19 protein-coding genes are annotated in these 18227 nt (G+C 70.2%); 9 read left to right on the forward strand and 10 right to left on the reverse strand.

Annotated elements, in window-relative coordinates; translation table 11 throughout:
* Nucleotides 1-14: 14 nt before the first annotated feature.
* On the reverse strand, nucleotides 15-1538 hold the full coding sequence (locus tag AQJ91_RS19170) for a sugar ABC transporter ATP-binding protein (RefSeq protein WP_234382526.1): 1524 nt from the start codon (nucleotides 1536-1538) through the stop codon (nucleotides 15-17).
* On the reverse strand, nucleotides 1523-2665 hold the full coding sequence (locus tag AQJ91_RS19175) for a sugar ABC transporter substrate-binding protein (RefSeq protein ID WP_067022821.1): 1143 nt from the start codon (nucleotides 2663-2665) through the stop codon (nucleotides 1523-1525). The genes AQJ91_RS19170 and AQJ91_RS19175 overlap by 16 nt, the downstream gene beginning before the upstream one ends.
* Before the next feature lie 441 nt (nucleotides 2666-3106).
* Between AQJ91_RS19175 and AQJ91_RS19180 the strand changes: the two genes are divergently transcribed.
* The 4 genes from AQJ91_RS19180 to AQJ91_RS19195 are packed head-to-tail and all read left to right on the forward strand — an operon-like array spanning nucleotide 3107 to nucleotide 6082.
* On the forward strand, nucleotides 3107-4513 hold the full coding sequence (locus AQJ91_RS19180) for an aromatic ring-hydroxylating oxygenase subunit alpha (protein ID WP_234382529.1): 1407 nt from the start codon (nucleotides 3107-3109) through the stop codon (nucleotides 4511-4513).
* On the forward strand, nucleotides 4510-4824 hold the full coding sequence (locus AQJ91_RS19185; RefSeq protein WP_067022827.1) for a 2Fe-2S iron-sulfur cluster-binding protein: 315 nt from the start codon (nucleotides 4510-4512) through the stop codon (nucleotides 4822-4824). The genes AQJ91_RS19180 and AQJ91_RS19185 overlap by 4 nt, the downstream gene beginning before the upstream one ends.
* Nucleotides 4825-4830: 6 nt before the next feature.
* Nucleotides 4831-5046, forward strand: coding sequence for a transposase (locus tag AQJ91_RS19190; protein ID WP_067022830.1), 216 nt, complete (start codon nucleotides 4831-4833; stop codon nucleotides 5044-5046).
* Between the two features lie 4 nt (nucleotides 5047-5050).
* On the forward strand, nucleotides 5051-6082 hold the full coding sequence (locus AQJ91_RS19195; RefSeq protein WP_079085054.1) for an NADP-dependent oxidoreductase: 1032 nt from the start codon (nucleotides 5051-5053) through the stop codon (nucleotides 6080-6082).
* Between the two features lie 25 nt (nucleotides 6083-6107).
* On the opposite strand, the gene AQJ91_RS19200 is transcribed toward AQJ91_RS19195, so the two are convergent.
* From AQJ91_RS19200 to AQJ91_RS19215, 4 genes are all read right to left on the reverse strand, one after another.
* Complete coding sequence (locus AQJ91_RS19200; protein WP_079085055.1) at nucleotides 6108-6422, reverse strand: putative quinol monooxygenase; 315 nt, start codon at nucleotides 6420-6422, stop codon at nucleotides 6108-6110.
* A 70-nt stretch (nucleotides 6423-6492) separates the two neighbouring features.
* Nucleotides 6493-8229 (reverse strand): PEP-utilizing enzyme, encoded by a 1737-nt coding sequence (locus AQJ91_RS19205; RefSeq protein WP_067022833.1) that lies wholly within the window; start codon nucleotides 8227-8229, stop codon nucleotides 6493-6495.
* A 32-nt stretch (nucleotides 8230-8261) separates the two neighbouring features.
* The gene (locus AQJ91_RS19210) at nucleotides 8262-9086 is read right to left on the reverse strand and encodes an SDR family NAD(P)-dependent oxidoreductase (RefSeq protein ID WP_234382532.1); all 825 of its coding nucleotides are present in this window, start codon (nucleotides 9084-9086) and stop codon (nucleotides 8262-8264) included.
* Nucleotides 9083-10375, reverse strand: coding sequence for an aromatic ring-hydroxylating oxygenase subunit alpha (locus tag AQJ91_RS19215; protein ID WP_067022839.1), 1293 nt, complete (start codon nucleotides 10373-10375; stop codon nucleotides 9083-9085). The genes AQJ91_RS19210 and AQJ91_RS19215 overlap by 4 nt, the downstream gene beginning before the upstream one ends.
* Before the next feature lie 240 nt (nucleotides 10376-10615).
* On the opposite strand from AQJ91_RS19215, the gene AQJ91_RS19220 reads away from it, so the two are divergent.
* The 4 genes from AQJ91_RS19220 to AQJ91_RS19235 all read left to right on the forward strand — a co-directional run bounded on the left by AQJ91_RS19220 (nucleotide 10616) and on the right by AQJ91_RS19235 (nucleotide 14634).
* On the forward strand, nucleotides 10616-11071 hold the full coding sequence (locus tag AQJ91_RS19220) for a VOC family protein (protein WP_234382534.1): 456 nt from the start codon (nucleotides 10616-10618) through the stop codon (nucleotides 11069-11071).
* 97 nt (nucleotides 11072-11168) lie between these two features.
* A complete protein-coding gene (locus tag AQJ91_RS19225; RefSeq protein ID WP_067022842.1) occupies nucleotides 11169-12170 on the forward strand; it encodes a thiamine pyrophosphate-dependent dehydrogenase E1 component subunit alpha in 1002 nt (333 codons plus the stop codon).
* The gene (locus AQJ91_RS19230; protein ID WP_234382537.1) at nucleotides 12167-13201 is read left to right on the forward strand and encodes an alpha-ketoacid dehydrogenase subunit beta; all 1035 of its coding nucleotides are present in this window, start codon (nucleotides 12167-12169) and stop codon (nucleotides 13199-13201) included. The genes AQJ91_RS19225 and AQJ91_RS19230 overlap by 4 nt, the downstream gene beginning before the upstream one ends.
* Nucleotides 13198-14634 carry a 2-oxo acid dehydrogenase subunit E2 gene (locus AQJ91_RS19235; RefSeq protein WP_234382540.1) on the forward strand — a complete coding sequence of 479 codons (1437 nt, stop codon included), beginning with the start codon at nucleotides 13198-13200 and terminating at the stop codon, nucleotides 14632-14634. Before AQJ91_RS19230 ends, AQJ91_RS19235 begins: the two co-directional genes overlap by 4 nt.
* 12 nt (nucleotides 14635-14646) lie before the next feature.
* On the opposite strand, the gene AQJ91_RS19240 is transcribed toward AQJ91_RS19235, so the two are convergent.
* Complete coding sequence (locus tag AQJ91_RS19240) at nucleotides 14647-15258, reverse strand: TetR/AcrR family transcriptional regulator (protein ID WP_067022848.1); 612 nt, start codon at nucleotides 15256-15258, stop codon at nucleotides 14647-14649.
* Between the two features lie 143 nt (nucleotides 15259-15401).
* Here AQJ91_RS19240 and AQJ91_RS19245 point away from each other — a divergent pair, with 143 nt between their 5' ends.
* Nucleotides 15402-16055 (forward strand): TetR/AcrR family transcriptional regulator, encoded by a 654-nt coding sequence (locus AQJ91_RS19245; RefSeq protein ID WP_234382543.1) that lies wholly within the window; start codon nucleotides 15402-15404, stop codon nucleotides 16053-16055.
* Nucleotides 16056-16061: 6 nt separating this feature from the next.
* Here the strand turns inward: AQJ91_RS19245 and AQJ91_RS19250 are convergent, their stop codons facing one another.
* The 3 genes from AQJ91_RS19250 to AQJ91_RS19260 are packed head-to-tail and all read right to left on the reverse strand — an operon-like array spanning nucleotide 16062 to nucleotide 18221.
* Nucleotides 16062-16769 (reverse strand): SDR family NAD(P)-dependent oxidoreductase, encoded by a 708-nt coding sequence (locus tag AQJ91_RS19250; protein WP_067022854.1) that lies wholly within the window; start codon nucleotides 16767-16769, stop codon nucleotides 16062-16064.
* A 16-nt stretch (nucleotides 16770-16785) separates the two neighbouring features.
* A complete protein-coding gene (locus tag AQJ91_RS19255) occupies nucleotides 16786-17940 on the reverse strand; it encodes a thiolase family protein (RefSeq protein ID WP_067022857.1) in 1155 nt (384 codons plus the stop codon).
* Nucleotides 17937-18221, reverse strand: a complete 285-nt coding sequence (locus AQJ91_RS19260) for an OB-fold domain-containing protein (RefSeq protein ID WP_234382586.1) — start codon at nucleotides 18219-18221, stop codon at nucleotides 17937-17939. Before AQJ91_RS19260 ends, AQJ91_RS19255 begins: the two co-directional genes overlap by 4 nt.
* Nucleotides 18222-18227 lie beyond the last annotated feature (6 nt).

Below are 18227 nucleotides of genomic sequence, written 5' to 3' on the forward strand. Positions count from 1 at the left end.
TTCCAAGGCTCATGTCACTCGGTTCCTTCCATGGCGTGCACGAGCGCGGGCTCGGTGATGTCGCGGCCGCTGAGCTCCCGTACGATCCGGCCGTCCCGTACCACCAGGACACGGGTGCACAGGGCGAGCAGGTCCTGTGTATCGGACGAGGAGACGATGACGCCCATGCCCTCGTCCGCCTGACGCTCTATCAGGTCGTACAACTGCAGACGGGTGGCGATGTCGACGCCCGCCGTGGGTTCGCACAGCGCCAGCACCGGCGTGCGCTGTGCCAGGCAGCGGGCCATGACGACCTTTTGCTGGTTGCCGCCGCTCAGCGTGGTGATGCGGGCCCCGCGGCCCGCCGTGCGCACCCCGACCCGCTGGATCCAGTCCTCGGCGAGGGCTGCCTCGCGGCGCCGGTGCAGCCGTCCGCCCCGGGCACGGAGCCGGTGGAGGAGCGGGAGGGTGAGGTTCTCGCCGACCGAGAAGTCGCCGATCACTCCCTCACCCGCCCGGTCGGCGGGGACCAGGGGAAGGCCCAGCCCGCCGACGTGGCGCGCGTCGGTCCAGCGCTCGGAGCGCTCCGGCAGCCGCAGCCTGCCGCTCACCCGCCCGGAGTGGGCGCCGCACACCACGTACGGCACGATCTCGTGGCCGGAGCCGACCAGCCCGGTGATGCCCAGCCGCTCGCCCCCGGCCAGGTCGAAGCCGATTCCCCGCAGGGGCCCGGCCCACAGATCGCGGACCTCGAGTACGGTCCCGGCGGTGCCGGGACGAGGAGCCGGGCGGTGGTCGGTCTCCGTCTCCTCGCCCGCCATCAGCTCGGCCAGCGAGCGCGGGGTGAGTTCGGCGACCGGGCGTGTGGCGATCCGGCGTCCGCCGCGGACCACGGTGACCCGGTCGGCGAGCGCGAAGATCTCGTCCATCCGGTGCGAGACGTACAGCACGCCGGCGCCGGCGTCGCGGACCTCCCGCACGATGTCGAAGAGCCGGGCCACCTCGCCGGGCGGCAGCACGGCGGTGGGTTCGTCGAGCACCAGGACACCGCGGCGGCCCTCCCAGCCCTGCAGCGCGGCGGCGATGGCCACCACCGCGCGCTGGACGGGGGTCGCCGTCGTCAGGGGCCGGCGTACGTCGATGCCGAGACCGAACCGTTCGACCAGTGCGGTCGTCCGTCTCTCCATCTCCGGCCAGCGGATGTTGCCGAGGGCCGTACGGGCGAAGCCGCGGCTGAGCGCGAGGTTGTCGATGGCGCTCAACTCGCCCACCAGTCCCAGCTCCTGGTGGACGAAGCGGAGCCGGTCGTGCCGGGAGACGGTGACCTGGCCGAGGTCGAACGGCTCGCCGTCGAGTTCGGCGACCGCTCCCGGCTCCGCGTGGTGGTACCCGGCGAGGATCTTGATGAGGGTGGACTTGCCGGAGCCGTTGGGGCCGATCAGAGCGTGGATCTCGCCCTGCGCGACCTCCAGGTCGACCTCCGTCAGCGCCTGGGTTCCGCCGAATCTCTTCGACAGCCCGGCCACCCGCAGCACCGGCCGGGTCAACTCAGCCCCCACAGCGCCTTGAACTGGGCCTGGTAGTCCTCGACGATCGGGAAGTCGCCGTCGGCGGAGGGCAGGTTGTCCTTGGTGACCAGCATGTTCGGCAGCTCCGCCCGCTGGTCCACGTCCATGGACTGGCCGGTGAAGTGCCGGGCCAGCGCGTCGACTTGGAGCCATGCCGTCTCGTGGGAGTTCAGCGCCATCGCGCCGTCGCTGAGGCCGCTCTGGATGTACTGGTAGTTCTGCGCGTCACCGACGTTGACCACAAGGTGCTTGCCGGTGATGCCCGCGGTCTTCAGCGCGGCCGGGACACCCACGTTCAGCAGGCCCAGCGAGAAGACGACGTGGGTCACCTTCGGGTGCGAGCGGAGGTACGAAACCACCCGGTCCGGCATGTCCTTGCCGACCGCGGTGATCGGCACGTCGATGTTGTCCAGCGCACAGCCGTCGCACCATTCCTCGTACTTGGCCGCGAAGGAGTCCTTGACGGGCTTGAGGATCGTGTAGGCCGGCAGATCGAAGTACACGGTGTTCGCCTCGGCGTCGCTGTCCGACACCACCCACGAGGCGAGCATCTCGCCCTGGACGCCGACGTCCTTAGGCCCGTTCTTCAGCAGGGAGATGCCGTCGCCCATCACCTCGTCGGCGTTCGACTGGACGACCGGGATGCCGGCCGCCTTCAGCTGCGCCAGTTGCCTGGCGTAGACGGCGCGCGGGAAACCGGAGGCGACGACGGCGTCCGGCTTGTCGCGCAGGACCTGCTCGTAGGCGGCCTGGACGGACTCCGGGGTCCCCTGGGTCGCGATCTGCTTCACCTTCCAGCCGAGTTCCTCGGCGCCTTCGGTGAAGAAGTCGGCGAGGTCCTTGCAGGACTGGACGCCGCACAGAATGAAGTCGATCTTCTTGCCCTCGGGGATCTTCTTGCCGACGGGCTGGGTGACGGCGATCGAGGCCGGGCGCTCGGAGTATTTCTTCAGTGCCGCGCGGGCCGCCGCCAGGCCGGGCGAGCCGGGTGCCGCCGCCTGTGACGGTTCGGCGGCCGTAGTCGAGTCGGTACCGCACGCCGCCAGGGTGAGCAGGGCGGCGACGGGCACGATCGCGGTGAGGGCGCGGCGGACCGCGCGACCGGGTCTGGAACTCATCGTTGAGTACTCCCGTGGTGTGGCGCCTGCACTGCCGCGACCCGCGTCGCTCCCGCGTCCGCGGCGGTCGGCTCCGTTCAGGCGGATCCTGTGCCGCCCGGGACGGGACGGCACGCATGGGGTGTTGAGGGGAAGACGGCTGCGTTGATCGCCGGCGTGGGGTACGGCGCGGGCCGTGGGGGCGAACCCGCGGCGCTGGGTCCGGGACGGGCAGACGCCGACCCTGGACGAGAAACTTATTAGGCACTACAGCCTCAAGTGCGTCGGAGTGTGACATGCCCCGGCGGGCTTGGGGAGGGGCCCGTCGCAAAAAATTCCTGGCCCGGAGGCAGTGTCCGTGATGACCTCGGGGCGATGTGGCTCTGTCCACCGCCGTGAGTGTTGCTCCCGACTGCGGCAGCTAACTACACTCACTCTAAAGTTTCTGCCGGAGGAGAGATGATGGACGAAACGTCGGAGTTGGGCACTGCACGGTGCCCCGGGCCCAGCGTCCAGGACTACCTCGACCAGGACAGCCGGCCCGTTCCGCCCGCTCTGAGGTTCGAGCGCAACGACTACCTCGGCAGCGAGGACATCGACGCCACACGCTTCACCTCCCGCGACTGGGCCGAACGCGAGATGCGGCAGGTGTGGCGGCGGGTCTGGCAGTTCGCCTGCCTGGAGAGCGAGATTCCCGAGGTCGGCGACCACGAGATCTACGAGATCGGCGACGACTCGCTCATCGTCGTGCGGACGGCCCCCGACGAGATCCGCGCCTTCGTCAACGTGTGCCTGCACCGCGGCCGGAAGCTCCGCACCAGCGGCGGCAACGTCGGCGAGTTCCGCTGCTCGTTCCACGGTTTCGCCTGGAACCTCGACGGCACCATGCAGACCCCGCCGTGCGCCTGGGACTTCCCGCACGTCAGCCCGGCGAAGTTCGCGCTCCCCGAGGCCCAGGTCGCCACCTGGCGCGGCTTCGTCTTCATCAACATGGACCCCTGCGCGGAATCGTTCGACGGCTACCGCGGCACCTTCGACGAGTACTACATCTGGCCGCTGGAGAACCGCTACAAGTCGCTGCACATCGCCAAGGTGCTCCCCTGTAACTGGAAGATCGCGCAGGACGCGTTCATCGAGTCCTTCCACGTGATCGCCACCCACCCGCAGATGCTGCCGTGGCTCGCCGACGCCAACTCCCAGTACGACGTCATGGCCGACCAGCCGAACTGGAACCGGATGATCAACATCCAGGGCGCGCCCAGCCCGCACGTGGCGGAGTCCGTCACGGAGGAGGACGTGCTGGAGACGTTCTACGACTCGCGTGCGTTCTACTCGGCGGCCCAGGGCCGCGACCTGGTGATGGGGGAAGGGGACGAGCTGCCCGCGATTCCGCCCGGCGGCACCGCCCGCCAGGTCCTCGCCCAGCGGATGCGCGAGCAGTTGGCGGCCACCTCGCAGCAGGACTTCTCGCGGACCCCTGACACCGAGCTGCTGGATGCCATCAACTACCTGCTGTTCCCCAACTTCAACCCGTGGGGCGGCGCCAAGTCCAACATCATCTACCGGTTCCGGCCCAACGGGCTCGACCCGGACTCGTGCACCGCCGAGATCATCTTCATGTCGGCCCCGAAGCAGCCCGGCGAGATGCCTTCTCCGGCCAAGATCCGCTGGGTGCCGGAGGACATGCTGTTCGCGGACATCCCCGAACTCGGTGTGCTCGGGCCCGTCTTCGACCAGGACTGCGAGAACCTGCCTTACGTCCAGCAGGGCCTGAAGGCGATGCGCAAGCCGGGTATCACCCTGGCCAACTACCAGGAGAGCCGCATCCGCCACTTCAACCAGACGCTCGACCACTGGATGAACAAGTGACCCACCGCGTGGCGGTCCGGCCCTCCGACGTCGAGATCGAGGTCCTCGACGGCGAGGACCTGTTCAGCGCCGCCGGGCGGCTCGGCTACCGCTGGCCCACCGTCTGCGGCGGCAAGGGCACGTGCCGCACCTGCTTCGTCCGGATCGAGGAAGGTGCCGAGAACTGTTCCCCCGTGGACCCGCTGGAACGCGAGGGCATCGAGGCCCTGCGCAAGCCGGTGGACGGCCTGACCCGGCTCGCCTGCCGGCTTCGGGTCGAGGGCCCGGTGACCGTGACCAAGCGCGGCGTACGCCGCCGAGTGCAGGAGTGAGGGCCCATGCCCAAGCAAGTGATCCACCCGCTGACCGGGCATGTGTACCGGCTCACCGAGGACGGTCTGGTCGAGGTGACCGACCCGAAGACCGGCGCGCAGGGCGTCTTCGACTTCCAGGCCCGGTGGCAGTCGGGCGAACTGCGCCACGCCGATCTGCAGATGGCCGGCTGGGTGGGTCGGCTCGCCCAGCGGCGCGGCGCCCGGCAGCCGGGGGAGTGACCCGGTGGCACCCCGTACCACGCGGGTGGTCTGTCTGGTGCGACGGCCCGACGGGGAACCGGTCTCCGGTGACTTCGCCGTCGAGGAGCGTCCGCTGCCGTCCGTCGGTGAGGGGCAGCTGCTCGTCCGCAACCTCTACATGAGCGTCGACCCGTCCATGCGAGGGCGACTGGAGAGAACCGAGAAGCACTACACGCACAACTTCACCCCCGGCTCGCCGCTCGACGGCCGGGCTCTCGGGGTAGTGGAGGAGAGCCGCTGTTCCTCGGTGCCGGCCGGTGCCTTCGTACGACACCAGCTGGGCTGGCGGGAGCGGGCCGTGCTGGATGTCGCGGACACCGACGGCGCGGATCGCATCGACCCGCGACTCGCCCCGCTGCCCACCTGGTTGGGGCTGCTCGGCCAAACCGGCTTCACCGCGTACGTCGGCCTGACCGGGATCGCCGCACTGCACCCCGGCGACACCGTCTTCGTGTCGGCGGCGGCCGGGGCTGTCGGCACCGCCGCCGGCCAGTTCGCGCGCCTGCTGGGCGCGGACCGTGTCATCGGGACCGCCGGAGGGCCGGACAAGTGCGCTCTGCTGGTGAAGGAGTTCGGCTACGACGCCGCTGCGGACTATCGCGCCGAGCCGGTCCGCGAGGCGCTGGCCCGGCTGGCACCCGAGGGCATCGATGTCTACTTCGACAATGTCGGCGGTGAGCAACTGGCCGCCGCCCTGCACGCGCTGCGCACCGGTGGCCGGGTCGCCCTGTGCGGCATGATGTCGCAGTTCGGCGGCGAGCGACGGCCGGTGGACATCAACCAGTTGATCCAGGCGGTCCTCAAACGGCTGACGTTGCGCGGTTTCATCGTCCGTGACCATGAGGACCTGCGGCCGGAGTTCGAGCAGCGGGTCGCGGACTGGCTCACCGACGGTCGGATCACCGCGCGTGAGACGGTCGTGGACGGCCTGGAGAACGCCGCCGGTGCGCTGCTGTCCCTGCTGGGCGGCGGCAACGTCGGCAAGATGCTGGTCCGGCTGGGCGATTCCGACTGAACGGCGCCCCGCCGGGGAGCGCCGTTCAGCGCATGGGGCGCGACGCGGCGACGGTGTGGGCCTGCAGGGAGACTCCGACTCGGGTCAGCCCCGCCACGGCCGCCCGGAAGTCCTTGATGTGCGCGGTGGAGAAGTGCTCGTCGAGGGCCTGTCGGGAGGTCCAGTGCTCGTACACCCGGATACGCCGCGCGTCGGTGGGATCGGAGGTCATGGCGTAGTCCAGGCAGCCGGGTTCCCGCTCGCGGGTATACCGGCCCAGCTCGACGAGGGCATTCAGCATGGTGTCGCGGTCGCCGGGTTCGTAGTCCATCCAGCCGGCGACGATGATTTCCTCAGTCACGGGGTTCCTTTCGCGGTCATGCCTTCGGGCCCGCCGCCCCGGTGCAGGGGAACGGCGGGCCCGTGGTGTTTCAGACGCCGAGCGGCGTCGGGACGCTGTCCACGGTGACGGTGCCCTGGTGGCCGTCGACCGTGATCACCATGCCGTCCCGCAGCCGTCGCGTCCCGCCTTCGACGGAGATGACGGCCGGGATGCCCAGCTCCCGGCAGACCACGACTGCGTGGCTGTTGAGCGCGCCCACGTCCACCACGGCCGCTCCGGCGACCAGGAACAGTGGGGTCCAGGCCGCGTCCGTGATCGGCGCGACCAGCACCTCGCCGGGCTCCAGCGCCTCGCACGAGGCCGGGTCGGTGACCACCCGGACCCTGCCGGTGTACGTGCCGTGGCTGCCACCCACGCCGCTGAGCACATCGCCCTCCACCGCGGCCTCGGTGCGCTCCTCGGCGCGTCGCGGCCAGGTGTCGATCTCGGTCCGCGCGTCGTCCGCGATGAAGAACGGCGGCTCCAGTTCGTGCAGTCCGGCGTACTCCTGAAGTCGCTGCGAGATGACAGGGCCGAACGACTCCGGGTCGGCGACATAGTCGTCGAGTTCGGTGTCCAGCAGCATCATCACGTCCTCGGGTTTGGCGAAGTGCCCCGACTCGACGCCGCGGCGGCCGAGCTCTCGTACCGCCATGCGGATCTCGTTGACGACGGTGACGCAGTTCGCCTTGGTGCGCTCGCGGGCCGGGATCCACACCTGGGAGGCGTGCATGCCGGCGTCGAACATGGGCTGCGCGTCCTCGGGCAGCACGGCCCGGATCTCCTGCGCGGTCTGTTCGCGCCGCTCGGTCAGGCGAGCCCGTCGGGCGGCCGGGGAGACGTCGTCGGAGCTGTGCCGGATCCGGTCGACCAGCGCCAGTGCCTGGACCGGCGCCGCCTCCCACGACAGCGCGTGGATGTCCCACTCGTTGGGACCGCGGTCACCGGAGTTGGCCAGGAACTCCTCGAAAGCGTCACGGAACGCCTTCACGTCCCCGCTCGCCCCGTCGAGCGCCTGCTCCACCGCGGCCGGGCCCTGGTCGAACAGCGCGGTCAGCTCCGCCGACGCCGCCACCTGGCGGGACAGTGTCCACAGCCCGTCCGAGGGGGAGGCCGAGTCGACATCGCCGAGACCGCCTATGAGGTCCAGCATGGCGCCGGGGCGGTCCACGCTCGCGCACAGCGGTCCGAGGATCGCGGGGCCGACGGACGCGGGCAGCGACGACTCGACGTGCCGTTGGAAGGTTGTCTCCACTTCGTCCAGCAACGACCGTGCGTGCGCCACCAGTTCGGCGTCCGACAGCCCGGTCGGGTCCGGCCGCTCGCGGCGCAGGCGGCGCAGCCGTTCCTGGTCGGCGTCGGCCTCCGGGAAGTTGCTCTGGCCGAGCATCCGCTGGAGCGTGCCGCCGGCCGTGGCGGTCAGTTCGGCATCCTGGTCGTCGGGGTGCGCGACGTACACCGGGGTGTCGGAGCGCCGGCCGACGAAGGCGGCGTCGATCTGGTCCGCCGTCTGGCCCATGCGGATGCCGAACAGCCGCATGTGGGACAGGTTGAGGTAGAAGTAGCCGCCGAACATGCCGACGAACGGCGGTCGAGGGCCGGTCACCTCCTCCTCGTGGTAGATGCCGAAGCCGACGAATCCCTTGCGCCAGCCGTGCAGACCGCGCCCCCAGACCAGGGTCCAGCCCAGCGGGCTGGCGGGGTCCGGCAGGGTCTCGCCCGCGTTGGCCCGGGTGTAGTGCGGCAGTCGCTCACTGCGCTGCCAGTCCGTGATCCAGCTCTTCATGGTCGAAGGTCTCCCGCCGTCCGTCCCGGTGCCTACCACTGTGCCGTTCCGCCGTCCACGCTGATCAGCGTGCCCGTGATACCGGCGCCGGCGTCGCTCGCGAGCAGTGAGGCGACGGCCGCGATCTGTTCCACGGTGGTGATCCGCTTGGTGGCTGCGTGCTCCGCGAAGCGGTTCAGCCACTCGTCGTACGAGATGCCCTCGGCCTCGGCCGCGGCCGGTCCGGCGGCCCGCATCAGGTCGGTGTCGACGGCGCCGGGGCAGATGGCGTTGCAGGTGATGCCCTGGGTGCCGTACTCGAAGGCGGTCGCCTTGGTCAGTCCGTGGATCGCGTGCTTGTTGGTGATGTAGTGGCTGATCGCGGGCTTGTTGGCCTGCTTGCCCTCGACCGAGGAGATGTTGATGATCCGGCCCCAGCCGCCCGCCAGCATCTTCGGCAGCGCGCGCCGGGTGCCGTAGAAGTAGGCGTTGAGGTTCAGCTTGAGGGCGTCGTGCCAGGCTTCGTCGCTGAGCTCGTGGACCGGGGCGAAGCCCGAGGTGCCACCGACGTTGTTGACCCAGATGTCGAGCCTGCCGAAGCGCTCGGCGGCGAAGTCGGCGAGGTTCTCGATGTCCTCCTGGCTGTTGGCGTCGCAGGGGTGGAAGACGGCCCGTTCCCCGGCGCCCAGCTCCTCCAGGGCCTGCTTGCCCTTGACCTCGCTGCGGCCGCTGAGGACGACCGTGGCGCCGTCGGCGAGGAATGCTTCGGCGATGGCGCGGCCGATGCTGCGCGTGCTGCCGGTGATCACTGCGACACGTCCGTCGAGGCTGCCCGTAGCCACCATGGTGTTCTCCCGCGAGTGTTGTTGGTTCGTCACCTGGCGACTCTGGCGGTTTGGTCGCCTTTGGCGTGTATGTCCAGGTGCTGGTGAATGGTGCGGTGGAAGTGCTGGAGTCCGGGCTCGTTGCGTCCGAAGACGAAGTCGGTCCCGTTGAGGGCGGCGAGGCCCTGCTGAACTCCGTAGGTGGTCGCGTAGTCCTCGTCGCGGACCACCTCGTGGAACCACTCGCCGAACCGGTCGGCGGCCTGGCGCTCCTCCTCGGTGACCGCCGGTTCCCGCAGCAGGATGATCTGCTGGGTCACCGACTCGGTGGCCGTCCGGGGGAGCACCAGGGAGACGGCGATCTTCTGCCGCCAGCCGCCGGCGATCGCCAGGCCGGGGAAGAGCCAGTAGATGGGGCCGACGCAGTCCCCTGGGTCGCGCTTGTCCGGGGACAGCTCGACCGCCTGCGCGATCGGGCGCAGGGCCGGTGCGATGCGCTGGTGGGGGCCCCAGGTGTCGTGGGCCATCATGTTGGAGAGGTTCGTCTCGAACACCGTCTTCGGGTGCAGCGAGGCGAAGTGGTACGTCTCCAGATACCCGTCGAGAGTGACCTTCCAGTTGGGGCTGGTCAGTTCGCCGGTGGAGTAGTGGTGGCACTCCGCCAGCCGCAGTCCCTCCAGCAGTGGCTGCAGATCGCCCAGCCAGGCGTCCAGGTCGGGTTCGGCGGCCGGGTCCAGCGAGACGAAGACGATCCCCGCCCGCTCCCCGGCCGGAAGCCTGACGAGGCCGCGGCCCTCGCGCGGAACCTCTCCGAAGGTCTTCTCGGCGTACACGCCTCGCAGCTCACCGGTCAGGTCGTAGGACCAGGAGTGGTACGGGCAGGTGAGCCGCCTCGACACCCCGCAGCCGGGTTCCAGGAGTTTGGCCCCCCGGTGCCGGCAGGCGTTGATCATCGCGTGCACGGCGCCCTGGCGGTCCCGGGTGATCAGCACCGGTACACCCAGCACGTCGAGCGCCTTGTAGGTGTTCGGTCCGGGAAGCTCGCAGGACATGGCGAGCGGCAGCGGAACGCTCCGGTGGACGGCTTTCATCTCCCGGTGCCAGCGGCCGGCGTCGAGGTAGTTGGTGACAGGTTCCGTCCACTGGCCGTCCGCCTCGTGCGTCGTGCTGTCGCGGTAGTGCGCCACCACGCGTTCGACGAGTTCGGCGGCCTCCCGCCGCATCGTCACGGATGCGGCGTCGGTGGACCGGTCCTGGCTGATCCACGAGGAGTATTCGGGGGCCGTCGGCGGCTTGCGCTCGGCGTCCGTTTCCCGAATCTCCGGCGAACTGGTCTGGACCACGATGTCCTCACAATCCTCCCAGCCGCGAGCCGGTGGCCGGCTTCGGAATGCGACAGCTGGGCTGTGTCCGAAACGACAACAGGACTTAGTGTGGTCTGTCAATAGAAAGTGTCGAAGTCGCCGCGTGGAGTGTGACGGATCGCTCCCCCTGCTTTCTGTGGACCGGCTCCAGTCTTCGCGGTGACCGGCGGTCGGGTGCTCCATGAGCCGTCGGGTGCGCTACGGGAGGTGGTGGCGAGCGTGACCAAGTCATTCGAGGCGGGTGTGGTGGTACGGGACCTGGAGCTGATGGAGCGCTTCTGTCGCGAGGTGCCCGGCTGCCGTGTCGTGCATCGATCGCGCATACCGGAGTCCATCGGCGGCCCGGCCGGGCTGGGTGGCGAGCTTCTGGTCGTCTGGCTGCGGGTGCCCTCCGGGGGCCGCGTCAAGCTGATCCTGCCTCAGGCGGCCCCGGTGTCCATGGAGTCGGTGCTGCCGCTCGCCGCGCGCCAGGGGTTGTCGTACCTCACCTTCCATGTGGAGGACCTCGACCCGGTGGTGTCGGACCTGGTGGCGGCGGGTGCGACGCCCCTGTCGCATCCGGTCGTCGTGCGGGCCCGCAGCCGGCGGATCAGCTTCTGGGCGGATCCGGAGGGCAATGCGGTGGAGTTGGTGGACGGGCGAGGCGAAGAGTCGGGTCCGGGGCATAGTAATTAGAGAGGCTGTTCAGTAAGGTGCCGATGCTGGTTACTGTAGACCGGCACTAGAAAGTCCATTTGCTTGGCACACCTCCCTCGGGCGAAGGGGCGGGACGATGGCTCAGAAGAAGTCGGCCGATGTGGCCGCGCACCAGATATCCGCGCAGGTCATCAAGGATCTGCACGAGCGCATGGTGCGCATCCGGCTGTTCGAGACCGAGGCGGGCACGCTCATGGAGGCGGGCAAGCTGCCCGGCTTCCTGCACCTCTACGTCGGCCAGGAAGCCGTGGCCGCCGGTGTGATGGCGGCCCTGCGCGACGACGACCAGATCACCTCCACCCACCGCGGACACGGGCACGCCGTGGCCAAGGGCGTCGGCTTCCGGGAGATGTACGCCGAGCTGTACGGCCGCGCCACCGGCGCCTGTCTCGGCCGCGGCGGAAGCATGCACATCAACGACGTCACCCGCGGCATGCTCGGCGCCAACGGCATCGTCGGAGCGGGCGTCCCGATCGCGGTGGGCGCCGCCTTCGCCGCACGGTACAAGGGCGAGGACAGCGTCGCCGTGACCTTCTTCGGCGACGGCGCCACGAACATCGGCGCCTTCCACGAGGGCGCCAACATGGCTGCCATCCTCGGCCTGCCCGTCGTCTTCGTCTGCGAGAACAACGGCTACGCCGAATTCACGCCACAGTCCAAGCACATGCTGCTCACCGACGTGGCCGAGCGGGCCGCCGCCTACGGCATGCCCAGCGTGATCGTCGACGGCATGGACGCGGTCGCCGTCCACCGCGCCGCCGCCGAAGCCGTCGATCGGGCCCGGTCCGGCGGGGGCCCGATGATGATCGAGGCCAAGACCTACCGCTACTACGACCATCAGGGCGTCAAGGGCCTGCGTCACCCCTACCGCTCGGCCGAGGAGGTCGCCGAGTGGAAGGCCCGCGACCCCATCGACCTGCTCGAAGTCCGGGCCGTCGCCGACGGCACCGCCACCCGCGCGGAACTGGACGACGCATGGCAACGCACCCGCGACGAGATCGCCGAGGCCATCGCGTACGCCGAGACGAGCCCGCTGCCCGACACCGCCGACCTGCTGCTCAACGTCTACTCGGGATGACCGCCATGACCACCCTCACCGAAGCACAGGCCGTCGGCCCGAACAACACGGCCCGCAAACTGACCTACGTCAAGGCCTTCAACGAAGGACTCGCCCAGGCCATGCGCGAGGACGAGAACGTCTTCGTCGCCGGCGAGGACGTGGCCGGATACGGCGGCGTCTTCCGCATGTTCGACAACCTGCTCGACGAGTTCGGCCCCCGCCGCATGATCGACACCCCGATCTCCGAAGCCGCCCTGGTCGGCCTCGGGGTGGGAGCCGCCGCTCGTGGGCTGCGCCCCGTCGTCGACCTGATGTTCATGGACTTCATCGGCGTCTGCCTCGACCAGATCGTCAACCAGGCCGCCAAGATGAAGTACATGTTCGGCGGCTCCGTGTCCGTGCCGCTCACCATCACCACCGCCTCCGGGGCGGGTCTCGGCGCCGCGGCCCAGCACAGCCAGAGCCTGGAGGCCTGGCTCGCCCATGTGCCCGGCCTCAAGGTGGTGATGCCGAGCGACGCGTACACCGCCAAGGGCCTGACCGTCTCGGCCATCCGGGACGACAACCCGGTCGTCGTGATGCTCAACAAGGTCCTGCTCGGCAGCACCTGCGAGGTGCCCGAGGAGATCTACGGCATCCCGCTCGGCCAGGCGCACACCGCCCGGCAGGGCTCCGACGTCACCGTGATCGCCCTGGGCCGGATGGTGGGGGAGGCCCTCGCGGCGGCCGACGAACTCGCCGCCGAGGGAGTGGAGATCGAGGTGATCGACCCCCGCACCGTGCAGCCCCTGGACACCGAGACGATGTTCGCCTCCGTGCGCCGCACCAACCGGGTGCTCGTGGTGCACGAGGCCGTCACCTTCGGCGGGCTCGGCGCGGAGATCGCCGCCCAGATCCAGGACGCCGCCTTCGACCACCTGGACGCGCCGGTCCTGCGTATCGGCGCCCCCTTCTCCCCGGTGCCCTTCTCGCCGGTCCTCGAGAAGGCCTATGTTCCCGATCGTGCCCGGATCACCCAGGGCTGCCGGCGCCTACTCGAAAGGTCGTGACCGACGTGGCGGTCGAGGTTCTGCTGCCGAAGATCGGCCTGACCATGCAGGAAGGCACGATCGATGAATGGCTCGTGCCCACCGGCGCCGCCGTCGCCGAAGGCGACGCACTGCTGCGGCTGGCCACCGACAAGGTCGACGTGGACGTCGAGGCGGAGGCCGGGGGACTGTTCCACCCGGTGGTCCCGGCCGGGGCGACCGTCCCCGCCGGGGCCCTCATCGGCTGGCTGCTGGCCGAAGGCGAGCAGCCACCGGACCCGGCCGGTACGCCGATGCCCGCCGGGTCCGGGACCAGCGGTACGGCCTCGGCGCCGGCGGCTTCAGGCGTTGCTGCCGCTCCCACGGCATCGGTTGCGCCGTCCCTCAACGGCAGCTCTGCCACCGGCGGTCCCGGGGGCCGACTCCTGGCCTCACCGAACGCCCGACGGGTGGCGTCCGGGGCCGGCGTCGATCTCACCGCCGTACGCGGTACTGGTCCCGGCGGCCGGATTGTTTCCGAGGACGTGGAGGAGTTCCTCGCCGACGCTGCCGCCTCCCCGGCGGCCCAGGCATTGCCCGCGGTCCTGCCCGCCGACTCCGCTCTCCCTGTCTCGCCGCTGGTCCGCCGGCTGGCGAAGGAGCGGGGCATCGAACTCTCGGAGGTGAACGGCACCGGGCCCGGCGGCCGGATCCGCAGGTCCGACCTCGACTCCGTCACCCCGGCGCTCGAACCGGCGCCCGTCCGCCGGAACGCCGCACCCCAGCCGGGAGACGTCCTCCCACTCACCGGGATGCGCGGCACCATCGCCCGCCGGATGCACGCCAGCCTCCAGGAGATGGCGCAGCTGACGCACGGTTACGAGGTGCGGATGGACGCCGTGGTGACCCTGCGGGACCGGCTCAAGGAGGAATGGGCCGACAGCGAACTGCCCGTGCCCAGCCTCAACGACTTCCTGCTGAAGGCCGCCGCGTTGGCCCTGCGCGAACACCCGCTGCTCAACGCGACGGTGCGCGAGGACGGCGTCCATCTGCTCGACGAAATCCACCTGGGGTTCGCTGTGGCCGTTCCGGGCGGCCTGATGGTGCCTGTGATCGAGGACGCGGTGGCGCTGCCGCTGCCCGAGATCGCCCGCCGGTCGAGGGCCCTGGCCCAGGCCGCGCGCGAGGGGCGGGTCTCCCCGGCCCAGCTGGAAGGCGCCACCTTCACCGTCACCTCGCTGGGCGGATACGGCGTCGACTTCTTCACGCCAGTGATCAACCCCGGCAACGTCGCGATCCTCGGGGTGGGCAGACTCAGGGACGGCGTCGAGTGGACGGACGACCGACCGCTGCGGACGCGGGTGCTCACCCTGAGCCTCACCTTCGACCACCGCGCCGTCGACGGAGCACCCGCGGCCGAGTATCTGCGCACGGTCGGAGAGTTGCTGCGCAAGCCCCTGCGTCTGCTGGTGTGATTCGGTCGAGGTCTATTCGGCCGCCGCCGGGTCGGCGATCCTCTCGGCCAGGTGGCCGACCTCGCGGACGAACGAACGGTGGCCGAGCGACCGGTACACGTCGTCGCCCCGGACCTGAGAGATCGCCGCGGTCTCCAGCAGCGCCAGCAGGCCCAGGCCGATCACCGCCGCCTCCGCGTCGGAGACCGACTCACGGGCCTTGTGGATCAGCCGCACCAGTTCGGCCAGCAGGTCCGCGCGGCTTTCCTGGCGCAGCGCCTCCACCTCCTGGCTCATGCCGGCCGACGACACGAAGAACACGGTGGCGGCGGAGCGGTGCTCGCCCAGCCAGGCCAGCAGCGTGGTGACCGCCGGTCCGATGTCCGAGCCGGGCTCGTGGACCTCCGTGAGTGCCTGCAACTGCTCGCGCAGCGCGGCGGCGAACACCCGCATCCCTTCCGCAAGGACCTGGTCCTTGGAGGAGAAGTGGTAGTACACCGCTGCCGAGGTCATCTCCGCACGAGCGGCGATGTCGGCCACCGTCACCTCGTCCGGCGACTGGGTGGCGAACAGCTCCGTGGCTGCTTCGATCACCCACTGCTTGCGTGACGGACGGTGAGCGGCGCGGGTCCCGGATGTCGTCATGATGTCAAGTATGCCGGGACCTCGGTGTTCCGGAGGCACATACGTAGCAGGAATTATGCCCTCGGCCCGTTGGAGTTACTGGATAGCATGGTCAGTACTCAGGACCCACGGACGCGGGTCACGGCAGTCGCCAGGGGAGCATGATGGCCACCACGAAGAACGGCAAGCAGCCCGCCCACCGCCCCTCGCGACGGCAGCACATCATCACCGCCGCCGTGCGGGTGTTCGGCCGCAACGGATTCGCGGAGACCAGCATCCAGGACATCGCGGCCGAGGCCCAGGTGGTGCCCACGGCCGTCTACTACCACTTCAACGGCAAGGAGGAGCTGCTCGAACTCGCCATGCGACGGGTCTTCGACCAGCTGAACGCGGTTGTGGAGGCCGCCCGGCCGGAGTCCGAGCCGGGTGACGCGGAGGGTCTGCTCCGCGTCATCGACGCCGTATGGGACTGGATGGAGCAGAACCCGGACGAGGCCCGCCTGTACCAGCTCCAGTTCGCCTCCGCCAACGGCAACGTCAAGGTGCTCCGCGACGAATTCGAGCAGCGGCACATCCAGCGGGGGTACGACTACCTGCCCGAGGGCACCACCCGTAGCCCCCGGGCGGCCAAGGCCCGGCACGCGGTGCAGGCGCTCGCGGTCCGCACCCTGATCAGTACGACCATGCTCGTCACGGCACTGCGGGCGGAGGGAGGGCCGTTGGCCCAGATGCCGTCGCGCTCCGTACTGGAGGCGGTCAGGGCGCTGGCGCTGCGTATCGTCGCCGACGAGCAGAAACCGGCCACGTCACGGTCCTGAGGTGAATCACCAGGGCAGTGGCTTGCGGTCGGCGAACAGCCCGCCCGTCGTCTCGGAGCCCTCAGGAAGGGTCGCCAGCCAGACCGGCGTGTCCGCGCCCACTTCCGGACCGCGCGGAGCGGACGGACCGCCCATCCCGCTGCGGGTCCAGCCGGGGTCGGCGGCGTTGACCAGGACGCCTGTGCCGGACAGTTCGGCCGCGAGCATACGGGTCAGGGCGTTGAGCGCCGTTTTGGAGATCCGGTAGGCGGGGTGCCGACCGGAGTCCATCAGCGCCAGCGAACCGTACGAGCTGGTGATGTTCACGACCCGTCCGTAGCCTGCTTCCACCATGCCCGGGACGACGGCCTGCGTCACGCGCCAGGCACCCGTGAAGTTCGTGTCCAGTGTGGCCCGCAGGACGTCCTCGTCGACGTACGGCGGTCGCAGTTCCCCGTCCAGGGACACTCCCGCGTTGTTCACCAGGACATCGATCCCGCCGGTCAGCTGTCCGGCCTCCCGCACCGCTTCCGTGACGCTCTGAGCGGAGGTCACGTCCAGGGTCAGCGGCAGCGCCGCCGGACCGATCGCGCGGCACGTCTCTTCGGCCGCCTGCGGTCTTCGCGCGCCGATCAGGACGCGTAGCCCCTTGTCCGCGAGTTGTCGGCACATCTCCACGCCGATTCCGCGCGCCCCGCCGGTGACCAGTGCGGTTCTGGGGGTGTTGTTCCGCATGCGAGCCTTCCGCCTTTCACACCGTGAGGACGGAGCAGGCGCTGATCCCGGGCGCCCCGTACACATGGGTGAAGCCCACCCGGGGAGCGCCCGGTACCTGCACGCCCGGTGCCCGGTCCTGCAACTGCCGTACGACCTCGTGGAACTGACGCAGCCCCGAGGCGCCGACGGGCTCCCCGCCGGCCAGGCAGCCGCCGTCGGTGTTGACGGGTATCCGGCCCGTGGGGTCGGTGTCCCCGCAGGCCAGCAGCTCTTCCTGCTCGCCGTGCCCGCACAGCCCGGTCTCCGCCAGGTGGATCAGCTCCGAGCCGCTGTCGGTGTCCTGCAACTGGGCGACCTGGACGTCCGCGGGTCGTACACCGGCCGTGCGGAAGGCTGCCTCAGCGGCGTCGACGCTGGGGCTGCGGTGCGGTCCCGGCGGCAGCCAGGGCGCGAACACCTCGAACGAACCGAACCGCCGGGTGCGGAAGGCCAACGACGCCAGCCTGACTGGTCGTTCGCACAGGTCGAAGGCGCGGTCGCCGAGCGCCAGCACCAGCGCCGCCGCGCCCTGTCCCGGTGAACAGAACATGTACTGGGTGAGCGGAGGACTGACCTCGGCGGAGTCCAGGATCTCCTGCTCCGTCAGCGGCTTGCGCCGCCACGCCAGGGGGTGGTGCGAGCCGTTGCGGAAGGCCCGCGCGGCGACCGTCGCCAGCGCCCGCTCCGAGATCCCGTGCTCGTGCAGGTACCGCTGTGTCTTCAGGGCGAAGAACTGGGTGGTCAGCATCATGCCGGTCTCGGCGTACCAGTCGCCCAGGCCGTAGCGGGCCGCGGAGACGTGGAACGCGCCCCGCTCGTGCTTGTCGAACCCCATCGCCAGTCCCAGGGAGGCCTCGCCCGCGCGCAGCGCGTTGGCCACCGTGAGTACGGTGGAGGCACCGGTGGCGCAGCCGTTCTGCACGTTGACGAACGGCACACCGGTCAGGCCCAGGCGGCCCACCAGCGTGTCGGGCTTGCCGGACACGTCGGAGCCGCCGGCCGCGTAGCCGATGTCCTCCCAGGAGACCCCGGCATCGGCCAGCGCCTCGCATACCGCCCGCTCGGCCATGTCCATCCCGGTGACGTTCTCGTCGCGGCCGAAGGGATGCATCCCGCATCCGACCACGTAGACGTCGTCGGTCCGGCTCATCGCTCTCCTTCCCGGTCCGGGCGGAACGCGAAGGTCAGTACCTCGGTCCCGTCCTCGTCGTGATACGCGGGCACCGTGGTGAGCCGGACCGGCAGCCCGATCCGTATCTCCGCGCGGGGAACCGCCAGCTGCGCCTCGACCAACACCTCACCGAGGTCCACGTAGCCCACGTGGTACGGCCGGTAGCCGCCGGCGGGCGGCCGGTACGGCGGCTTGGGCGGGAACGCCTGGAGCGTCCACGACCACACGCGCCCGCTCACCGGCAGCACGTGACCGGACATGGGCCC

It is taken from the genome of Streptomyces dysideae (genome assembly GCF_001514305.1).
Lineage (GTDB): Bacteria > Actinomycetota > Actinomycetes > Streptomycetales > Streptomycetaceae > Streptomyces > Streptomyces dysideae.

Bases quoted from the DNA above. Each gene is read 5' to 3' on its own strand.
- AQJ91_RS19250 (WP_067022854.1), bottom strand. From the start codon at position 16,769: ATGCGGAACAACACCCCCAGAACCGCACTGGTCACCGGCGGGGCGCGC.
- AQJ91_RS19175 (WP_067022821.1), bottom strand. From the start codon at position 2,665: ATGAGTTCCAGACCCGGTCGCGCGGTCCGCCGCGCCCTCACCGCGATC.
- AQJ91_RS19230 (WP_234382537.1), top strand. From the start codon at position 12,167: ATGACCGCCATGACCACCCTCACCGAAGCACAGGCCGTCGGCCCGAAC.
- AQJ91_RS19180 (WP_234382529.1), top strand. From the start codon at position 3,107: ATGGACGAAACGTCGGAGTTGGGCACTGCACGGTGCCCCGGGCCCAGC.
- AQJ91_RS19190 (WP_067022830.1), top strand. From the start codon at position 4,831: ATGCCCAAGCAAGTGATCCACCCGCTGACCGGGCATGTGTACCGGCTC.
- AQJ91_RS19255 (WP_067022857.1), bottom strand. From the start codon at position 17,940: ATGAGCCGGACCGACGACGTCTACGTGGTCGGATGCGGGATGCATCCC.
- AQJ91_RS19205 (WP_067022833.1), bottom strand. From the start codon at position 8,229: ATGAAGAGCTGGATCACGGACTGGCAGCGCAGTGAGCGACTGCCGCAC.
- AQJ91_RS19245 (WP_234382543.1), top strand. From the start codon at position 15,402: ATGGCCACCACGAAGAACGGCAAGCAGCCCGCCCACCGCCCCTCGCGA.
- AQJ91_RS19260 (WP_234382586.1), bottom strand. From the start codon at position 18,221: ATGTCCGGTCACGTGCTGCCGGTGAGCGGGCGCGTGTGGTCGTGGACG.
- AQJ91_RS19240 (WP_067022848.1), bottom strand. From the start codon at position 15,258: ATGACGACATCCGGGACCCGCGCCGCTCACCGTCCGTCACGCAAGCAG.
- AQJ91_RS19225 (WP_067022842.1), top strand. From the start codon at position 11,169: ATGGCTCAGAAGAAGTCGGCCGATGTGGCCGCGCACCAGATATCCGCG.